The following is a 7359-nucleotide window of genomic DNA, read 5'->3' as shown; positions in this document are numbered from 1 at the left end:
GCCGTACTGGTTTAAAGTTAATCCACTATACACAGAAAACCGTGTATCCGTACAAACAAAAAGGTCGTCTGAAATTTTCAGACGACCTTTTGTCATTTGCTTTATTGGGGGATGTATTGTTTCAGCAGTTCGCGGAACTGCGCGCCGGTTTCTGGATGTTTCAAGCCGTAGGCGACGGTGGCTTCGAGATAACCCAGTTTGCTGCCGCAGTCGTAGCGTTTGCCGTCGAAGGCATGGGCGAGGACGAACTCGTGATCCAACAGGCGGGCAATGCCGTCGGTCAGTTGGATTTCGTTGCCCGCACCGCGCGGCAGGTTTTCCAGAAGGCTGAAAATGCGCGGGGTCAGGATGTAGCGGCCGACAACGGCAAGGTTGGACGGCGCTTCTTCGGGTTTCGGTTTTTCGACGATATTGGTAATTCTTTGAAAGTTTTTCAGTTTTTCCACTTCAACAATGCCGTACGAGCCGGTTTGCGATGGATCGACGGTTTCCACGCCCAAAACGCTGTTGCCGCTTTGATTGTAGATATCGACCATTTGCTTCAGTGCGCCTTTGGGCGCGTCAATCAAGTCGTCGGCAAGAATGACGGCGAAGGGTTCGTCGCCCACTGCGGCGCGGGCGCACAATACAGCGTGTCCCAAGCCTAAAGCCTCGGCCTGGCGGATGTAAAGACAGGTAATGTTGGAAGGTAGGATGTCTTTGACGTGTTCCAGCAGTTTGTCTTTTTGACGCATTTCCAACTCGGTTTCCAGCTCGTAGGCTTTGTCGAAATGGTCTTCGATGCTGCGTTTGTTGCGGCCGGTGATGAACACCATTTCGGTACAGCCTGCTTCTACTGCTTCTTCTACCGCATATTGAATCAACGGTTTGTCGACGATGGGCAGCATTTCTTTCGGGCTGGCTTTAGTAGCGGGCAGAAAGCGCGTACCCATACCGGCTACGGGGAAGACGGCTTTTTTGATCGGTTTCATTCAGTTTCCTTCTATTTGATTGTCGAATCGAAAATTCAGACGACCTCGGTTGTCTAGGTTTGACTTGGTTGCCACATTGTCGGCGGCAAAAAGGTAAGGCATTTAAAAGGCGTTCAACAGATTTAGAGTGTTCATTCCCCGATAAGTTGCCAAATTGATTGAGAACAGAATCAACGATTTGGACAGTCGGGAAGTTGGCTCGGTCACATCCTTGAGTATCTTTAATAAATGCTTAATCCAGCATCGCCAAAAGCTCTTCCTCGCTCAAAACCGCCACACCCAAGGCGTTGGCTTTTTCTAGCTTGCTGCCGGCAGCTTCTCCGGCGACGACGTAGTCGGTTTTTTTGGACACGCTGCCGGAAACTTTGCCGCCGGCGGCTTCGATCAAGGCTTGGGCTTGGTCGCGTTTGAGGGTGGGCAGCGTGCCGGTTAACACAAAGGTTTTGCCTGCTACGGCTTCGTTTAGGTCGTCTGAAAACGCTTGATCTTGGTTTTTAGACGACGTTTGTGCGAAGAAGGTTTTTAGGTTTTCGAGCAGTGCGGCGTTTTGTGTTTCGCTGCGCCATGCTTGCCAGTCGGCAGGCAGGGCTTTGTCGGTTTGCAGACCTTCTATGCTTTTGCCAGCGAGTTCCCATAAGGCTTGGGCTTTGTTTTCGCTGATTTTGAAACCGGGCAGGCGGGCAATCCAGCGTTGCGGCTCGGCGTGGCGGGCGGGCGGGATGGTAACGGCTTGGGTTTGCGGGGCAACGCCTGCGGCGAGCAGCTCGTCTATCATCGCCTGCTGCGCGTCTTGGGCGAAGAAGTGGGCGATGGAGCGGGCGACGACGGTGCCGATGTCGGGCAGGCAGGCGAGGATGGGTTCGGGTGCGCGGCGGACGTGTTCCAGCGAGCCGAATGCCTGCGCCAGCGTTTTGGCGGTGCGTTCGCCGACGTGGCGGATGCCGAGCGCGAACAGGAAGCGGGCGAGTTCGGGCGTTTTGCTCGCTTCTATGCCTGCAAGGATGTTTTCCGCCCACTTGGTCGGTTGTTTTTTGCTGTTTTGGGTGTTGCGTTCAGACAGGTCGTCCCACGGGGAGGCTGCGTACTCTGAAACCGTTTCGGCGTCGCCGTTTTCGTTTTCAGACGACGCTTTATCCGCCGTTTCCTTCATTTTTTGCAAGGTCGGGATGTCGAGGCGGTAGAGGTCGGCGAAGTGGCGGACGAGGTCTTGGGCGACCAGTTGCTCGATTTGTTTTTGACCGAGGCCGTCGATGTCCATCGCTTTGCGCGAGGCAAAGTGGATTAAGCCTTGCGCGCGTTGCGCCTGACAAAGCATGCCGCCGCTGCATCGGGCGACGGCTTCGCCTTCTTCGCGTTCGATTTCGCTGCGGCAGATGGGGCAGCGGGTCGGCAGGCGGTAGGGCTTGTGGAGCGGAACAGATTGGGTTTGATTGGTAGACGGTGTTTCGGCAAACAGGTCGTTTTGCTGATGTTTGAGGTCGTCTGAAACGGCAACGGCGGTTTCCTGCATCGGGCGGCGTTCGAAAATCACGCGCACGACTTCAGGAATCACGTCTCCGGCGCGGCGCACGACGACGGTGTCGCCGACGCGCACGTCTTTGCGCGATACTTCGTCCTGATTGTGCAGGGTGGCGTTGGTGACGGTGACGCCGCCGACGAATACGGGTTGCAGGCGGGCGACGGGGGTAACGGCGCCGGTGCGCCCGATTTGCACGTCAATCGCTTCGACGATGGTCAGGGCTTCTTCGGCGGGAAATTTGTGGGCAATCGCCCAGCGCGGCGCGCGGGAGATGAAGCCGAGTTCACGCTGTTGCGCCAAGCTGTTGACTTTGACGACCATGCCGTCGATTTCGTAGGGCAGTTCGGGGCGTTTTTGCTGCATTTGTTCGTAAAACGCCAATACTTCGTCGATATTTTTGAAACAGCCGAAATTGCCGTCGGGTAGGCTGAAGCCGAGTTCTCGGAAATAGGCGAGTTCTTGGATGTGTTCTTCCGCGACAAAACCGCCTTGTTGTCGGGCGACGGAGTAGGGAAAAAAGTGCAGTTTGCGTTGCGCGGTGATGCGCGAATCGAGTTGGCGCAGGCTGCCGGCGGCGGCGTTGCGCGGATTGGCAAAGGGTTTTTGCCCGTTTTCGGCTTGTCGTTTATTGAGGGCGGCGAAATCGGCTTTGAGCATCAGTACTTCACCGCGGACTTCGATGAGTTCGGGCGGATTTTCGCCGTGCAGCCGTAGGGGAATATTGGCGACGGTTTTGACATTTTGGGTAACGTCTTCGCCGGTCGTGCCGTCGCCGCGCGTCGCCGCCTGCACCAATACACCATCGCGGTAGAGTAGGCTGATGGCGAGGCCGTCGAATTTGGGTTCGATAACGTATTCGGGATTGGCGCCGTCCAAGCCGTCGTGCACGCGTTGGTCGAAAGCGTACATTTCGGCATGATCGAACACGCCGTTTTCATCTTGCGGGGAGAAGGCGTTGGTCAGCGAGAGCATCGGCACTTCGTGGCGCACTTCGGCAAATCCCGCCAAAGGCTCGCCGCCGACGCGCTGGGTCGGGCTGTCGGGCAGTTTGAGCTCAGGATGGTTTCGTTCCAACGCTTCAAGTTCGCGGAACAATTTGTCGTATTCGGCATCGGGTACGCTGGGCGCGTCGAGGGTGTAGTATTCGTAGGCGTAGCGGTTGAGGAGGTCGGTGAGGTGGCGGATGTGTTGTGCGGTCGGATTCATGGAGGAAGGTTTTCAGACGACCTTTGTCTGATATAGTGGATTAACTTTAAACCAGTACGGCGTTACCTCGCCTTAGCTCAAAGAAAACGATTCTCTAAGGTGCTGAAGCACCAAGTGAATCGGTGCCGTACTATCTGTACTGTCTGCGGCTTCGGCGCCTTGTCCTGATTTAAATTTAATCCACTATACATGATGGGACGGGCAAAGGTCGTCTGAAAAATGATAGGTTGAAAACAGCTGAATTTTACCCGAAAAAAAGCGGATATGCCGTAACGACATATCCGCTTTGATTACATTCGATTTTAGGAGAACAGGCGCAGGGCTTGTTTGCTGCCGGGTTTGATGCCGACTTTGAGCATTTCTTCCTGACGCGCCAAGACGTAATTGCGAATGTCTTTGAGCCATTGGGTAGAAACTTCCTCCATTTTGTCGTTGACCAAATCCAAGCCCAACTGACCGGAGAGGCGTACCGCCAAGTCCATGAAGAGGTCGAAGGTTTTTTCGCCGGCGGGCGCATGCGGGATGTCGAGCAGCATGCTGAAGCCTTTGTAGGACTGGTTGTCCAAAAGGGCGTTGGTAAAAGCATCGCCTGTGAGGCTATGGATGGCAAACATCGGGCTGCCGGTTTGTCCGGTGTAGTGGAATGCGCCGTCTTCGCCCAATACGAAGCCGAGGTTTTCAACAGAAGCGCGCAGTTCGACGCCGCTGATGTTGCTGTGTGAAACCAAGTGGATGGCGATGGTTTGATCGACGCGGGCGCAGAAGGTATCCAATGCCTGCGCGACTTCGGTAAACGCTGCCAAATCGGTGTGGAGGACTTTGCCGCCCATCAGTTGGGCGAAGGTGTCAACCTGTTGGTTGAACTGTTGCAATTCTTCTTGGGTTGCCAAACCGTTGCGGCTGACTGCTTGCAGGCCGACAACGAAACCTTGGTAATACACGCTCGGAATCGGTTCGGCAACTTGGAAGCGGTCGTCCATGGTGCAGCCGATGATTTGGAAACGGTGGCGGTTGGACAGGCGGGGCAGGGCGTGCAGCTCTTGCGCTTCGGAAAGGGCGATGTAGGCGAGGTAGTCGAAGCGCGGGTCAAACCACGGCAATTCGACTTGAGACAATTCGTCCAAGCTGACCAAAGGTTGGTTGGCGGCGGACGGCAGGTTGACCGGCTCGTCGCTGGCGGCTTGGGTGGTGATTTCGTTGTTTAGTCCGATGACAGTATGCTGTACCGGCTCGTCGGTAAAGTCGTCTTCAATCGCCAACTCGACATCGGTTTTGATGGTGGAAGGTTTGGCGAGTTTGGCTTTGGCGGCGAAGATTTCGTCTTGTTCTTGCAGGTTGCGCAGCGCGGCTTCTTGGGCTTTGTTCGTTTTTTTGACGAACAGGCCTTTGCCGCCGGATTCTTTACCGTCGCGCACATGGCTGGTTTTACTGTTCAGGAGCGCGTCTTTGTCGGAATGGCCGAACTGCTCGCGCACCTGTTTGCGGTATTGGTTTTCTTGGTACATATTGTAGGCGATGACGGCAAGGATGACTGCCAAGCCTAAGACGATGAAAATCATGGGTAATCACTTTTTTGTAAGAGCGGCATTCCGTCTTCGTTGCCCGGGGCGGTTTGCCTTTGGGCGTATGCGGAATCGTATTGCCGCGAGTAAGTTCGTCGGAGTCGGACACGGATTGTCCCGTATGAACATTCGATTATAACGAAAATAAACTTTTCTGACAGCAAATGCCGTGAATGATAGCCCAAAATGAGGCTGGGTCGTCTGAAAAATGCTATATGGCATTTTTGAGCGATTAACGGACAACCGGGAAACCTGCTGCCTGCAATCTTTGCCAGTCGAAAAAGTGGCCGGGGTCGGTTTTGCGGTCGGGAGCGATGTCCTGATGACCGGTAACAGCGGTGATGGGGTAATGCCCGATCAACGCTTGCAGCAGGGTTTCCAGCGTTTGATATTGCACTTCGGCAAACGGCTCGAAATCGCAGCCTTCCAATTCGATACCGACCGAAAACGCATTGCACTTTTCACGTCCGCGAAACGACGACACGCCCGCGTGGTACGCCATATCGTCGCAAGAAACAAACTGCACCGCCTCGCCCTCGCGGGTGATCAGAAAATGGCTGGAAACGCGCAAGGTGTGGATGACGCTGAAAAACGGATGTTCGTTGGGGTTGATGCGGTTGGTAAACAGCTTTTCCACCGCGCCCGTCCCATATTCGAAAGGCGGCAGCGAAATATTGTGTAAAACCACCAGCGACACGACTTCTGATTCTGCACGCGGCTCGAAGTTCGGCGAAAACGCGCGGCGCGCAGGCTGCCACCAGCCTTGTTGCCAGCCAATGTCTTGACATTCGGACGGAAGATTCATATTCAGACGACCCTTTATTTCAGACGACCACTGAGGCGGAAAAAACATACGTCGGGCGGGCGTGCAGGGAAGAAGGCGCGCATTTCGGTTATACTGTCGCACGACGTTCACAAATCAAAAATCCTACCATGCTGAAAAAAATGTTGAAATGGTTTGCGGTATTTTTTGTTGCCGTTGCCGCCGTGTTCGCCGCCTTGCTGTTCGTTCCCAAAGACAACGGCAAAGCATACCGCATCAAAATTGCCAAAAACCAAGGCATTTCTTCCGTCAGCCGTACGCTTGCCGAAGACGGAGTCGTTTACAACCGCCATGTGCTGGTCGCAGCCGCCTACCTGATAGGTGCACACAACAAACTCAACGCCGGCTCGTACCGCCTCCCTTCCAACATTTCCGCCTGGGGCATTTTACAGAAAATCCGCAACGGCAGACCCGATGCCGTTACCGTTCAAATCGTCGAAGGTTCGCGTTTTGCCACCATGCGTAAAATCATCGACAACACCCCCGACATCGAACACAAAACACGCGGCTGGAGCGATGCGGAACTCATGCAGGCAATTGCCCCCGACGCGCTCAGCAGCAATCCCGAAGGCCAGTTCTTCCCCGACAGCTATGAAATCGACGCAGGCAGCAGCGATTTGCAAATCTACCAAACCGCTTATCAAACCATGCAACGTCGTCTGAAAGATGCTTGGGAAGATCGCCAAAGCGGATTGCCCTACAAAAATCCGTATGAAATGCTCATTATGGCGAGCCTGATTGAAAAAGAAACCGCCCACGAAGACGACCGCGCCCATGTTGCTTCAGTATTCGTCAACCGCCTCAACATCGGCATGCGCCTGCAGACTGACCCGACCGTGATTTACGGCATGGGCAGCGCGTACAAAGGCAAAATCCGCAAAGCCGACCTCCAGCGCGATACGCCGTATAACACCTACACCCGCAGCGGCTTAACCCCGACCCCCATCGCCCTGCCGAGCAAAGCCGCCCTTGAAGCCGCCGCACATCCGTCGAATGAAAAATACCTCTATTTCGTATCCAAAATGGACGGCACCGGCTTGAGCCAGTTCAGCCATAATCTGGAAGAACACAATGCCGCTGTACGCAAATATATTTTGAAGAAATAGGTTGAACTGAGCTTCAAAAGCATAAAGGTCGTCTGAAAATCTGTAAAACCGGTTTTCAGACGACCTTTTGTCTTAGGACGATTTAGAACAGATTATTATTGTTTATCTTTATCAAGTTATTTTATAGTGGATTAACTATAAACCAGTACGGCGTTGCCTCGCCTTGCCGTAC

At 54.2% G+C, this 7359-nt stretch carries 5 protein-coding genes; 1 reads left to right on the top strand and 4 read right to left on the bottom strand.

The features are described 5' to 3' along the window. Positions 1 to 101 precede the first annotated feature (101 nt). The 4 genes from galU to ampD form a co-directional block, all read right to left on the bottom strand. On the bottom strand, positions 102 to 971 hold the full coding sequence (galU, locus tag HMPREF3277_RS09990; protein WP_003778314.1) for a UTP--glucose-1-phosphate uridylyltransferase GalU: 870 nt from the start codon (positions 969 to 971) through the stop codon (positions 102 to 104). A gap of 232 nt (positions 972 to 1203) precedes the next feature. After that, positions 1204 to 3696 carry an NAD-dependent DNA ligase LigA gene (gene ligA, locus HMPREF3277_RS09985; protein WP_070871013.1) on the bottom strand — a complete coding sequence of 831 codons (2493 nt, stop codon included), beginning with the start codon at positions 3694 to 3696 and terminating at the stop codon, positions 1204 to 1206. 302 nt (positions 3697 to 3998) lie between these two features. Beyond that, positions 3999 to 5255, bottom strand: a complete 1257-nt coding sequence (locus HMPREF3277_RS09980; RefSeq protein WP_070871012.1) for a cell division protein ZipA C-terminal FtsZ-binding domain-containing protein — start codon at positions 5253 to 5255, stop codon at positions 3999 to 4001. A gap of 235 nt (positions 5256 to 5490) precedes the next feature. Beyond that, the gene (gene ampD / locus HMPREF3277_RS09975) at positions 5491 to 6063 is read right to left on the bottom strand and encodes a 1,6-anhydro-N-acetylmuramyl-L-alanine amidase AmpD (RefSeq protein ID WP_070871011.1); all 573 of its coding nucleotides are present in this window, start codon (positions 6061 to 6063) and stop codon (positions 5491 to 5493) included. Between the two features lie 128 nt (positions 6064 to 6191). Here ampD and mltG point away from each other — a divergent pair, with 128 nt between their 5' ends. Beyond that, entirely contained in the window at positions 6192 to 7187 is a 996-nt protein-coding gene (gene mltG / locus HMPREF3277_RS09970) for an endolytic transglycosylase MltG (RefSeq protein WP_003778319.1), read from the top strand. Positions 7188 to 7359 lie beyond the last annotated feature (172 nt).

This window comes from Neisseria sp. HMSC70E02 (assembly GCF_001838645.1).
Classification (GTDB): Bacteria; Pseudomonadota; Gammaproteobacteria; order Burkholderiales; family Neisseriaceae; genus Neisseria; species Neisseria macacae.
Note: the sequence above shows the minus strand (reverse complement) of the source record. Positions and strands in the feature narration are given on the sequence as shown.